Raw genomic sequence first — 2,214 nt, forward strand, 5'->3', positions numbered from 1 at the left:
GCAAGTCAGCATCAACGAGTGCGTCAGTGAGTGCAAGCACATCAGCAAGCAAGTCAGCATCAACAAGTGCGTCAGTGAGTGCAAGCACATCAGCAAGCAAGTCAGCATCGACAAGTGCATCAATTAGTGCAAGTACATCAGCAAGCAAGTCAGCATCAACGAGTGCGTCAGTGAGTGCAAGTACATCAGCAAGCAAGTCAGCATCAACAAGTGCGTCAGTGAGTGCAAGCACATCAGCAAGCAAGTCAGCATCGACAAGTGCATCAATTAGTGCAAGTACATCAGCGAGTGAGTCGGCATCAACGAGTGCTTCAGATTCAGCACGTGAATCTGTAGAAACTAGCCAATCTGTAAGTAAATCAATATCGCAAAGTGCGTCAACGTCGGCAAGCGAATCAGCATCAACAAGTGCGTCAGTAAGTGCCAGCACATCAGCAAGTGAGTCGGCATCAATGAGTGCGTCAGAATCTGCAAGTACATCAGCAAGTGAATCAGCATCAACGAGTGCATCAGTAAGTGCAAGCACATCAGCAAGTGAATCAGCATCAACGAGTGCGTCAGTAAGTGCAAGTACATCGGCAAGTGAGTCAGCATCAATGAGTGCGTCAGAATCTGCAAGTATATCGGCAAGTGAATCAGCATCGACAAGTGCGTCAGTAAGTGCCAGCACATCAGCAAGCGAGTCAGCATCGACAAGTGCGTCAGTAAGTGCCAGCACATCAGCAAGCGAGTCAGCATCGACAAGTGCGTCAGAATCTGCAAGTACATCAGCAAGTGAATCAGCATCAACGAGTGCATCAGAATCTGCAAGTACGTCGGCAAGTGAGTCAGCATCAATGAGTGCGTCAGAATCTGCAAGTACATCAGCAAGTGAATCAGCATCAATGAGTGCGTCAGAATCTGCAAGTATATCGGCAAGTGAATCAGCATCAACGAGTGCATCAGAAAGTGCAAGCACATCAGCGAGTGAATCAGCATCGACAAGTGCATCAGTAAGTGCAAGTACATCAGCAAGTGAATCAGCATCAACAAGTGCATCAGTAAGTGCCAGCACATCGGCGAGTGAGTCAGCATCAATGAGTGCGTCAGAATCTGCAAGTACATCAGCAAGTGAATCAGCATCAACGAGTGCATCAGTAAGTGCAAGTACATCAGCAAGTGAGTCAGCATCAATGAGTGCGTCAGAATCTGCAAGTATATCGGCAAGTGAATCAGCATCAACGAGTGCATCAGTAAGTGCCAGCACATCAGCGTCAGAATCTTCAAGTAATTCAGCAAGAGAATCAGAATCAGAAGAGAATAGCCAATCAGCAAGTAACTCAGATTCAGCTTCTATTAGTGCTTCGGAATCAGCATCAACGAGTGCATCAGTAAGTGCAAGCACATCGGCGAGTGAGTCAGCATCAACAAGTGCGTCAGTAAGTGCAAGTACATCGGCGAGCGAATCAGCATCAACGAGTGCATCAGTAAGTGCCAGCACATCGGCGAGTGAGTCAGCATCAATGAGTGCGTCAGAATCTGCAAGTACATCAGCAAGTGAATCAGCATCAACGAGTGCATCAGTAAGTGCAAGTACATCAGCAAGTGAGTCAGCATCAATGAGTGCGTCAGAATCTGCAAGTATATCGGCAAGTGAATCAGCGTCAACAAGTGCATCAGAAAGTGCCAGCACATCAGCAAGCGAGTCAGCATCAACAAGTGCGTCAGAATCTGCAAGTGAGTCGGCATCAACAAGTGCGTCTGTAAGTGCAAGTACATCGGCGAGCGAATCAGCATCAACGAGTGCATCAGAAAGTGCAAGCACATCAGCAAGCGAGTCAGCATCGACAAGTGCGTCAGAATCTGCAAGTACATCAGCAAGTGAATCAGCATCAACGAGTGCATCTGTAAGTGCAAGCACATCAGCAAGTGAATCAGCATCAACGAGTGCATCAGTAAGTGCAAGTACGTCGGCAAGTGAATCAGCATCAACGAGTACATCGATTAGTGCAAGCACATCAGCAAGCGAGTCAGCATCAACGAGTGCGTCAGAATCTGCAAGTACATCAGCAAGTGAGTCGGCATCAATGAGTGCGTCAGAATCTGCAAGCACATCGGCAAGCGAATCAGCATCAATGAGTGCATCAGTAAGTGCAAGTACATCAGCGAGTGAATCAGCATCAACAAGTGCATCAGTAAGTGCAAGCACATCAGCAAGTGAATCAGCATCAACGA

Annotated in this window: 1 protein-coding gene; it reads right to left on the bottom strand. The window is 47.4% G+C overall.

The features are described 5' to 3' along the window. The coding region (locus tag HZY83_RS07860) for a hypothetical protein (protein WP_179943487.1) at positions 1-2,214 on the bottom strand (2,214 nt) is incomplete at both ends.

Source organism: Gemella sp. GH3, from assembly GCF_013415425.1.
GTDB lineage: Bacteria > Bacillota > Bacilli > Staphylococcales > Gemellaceae > Gemelliphila.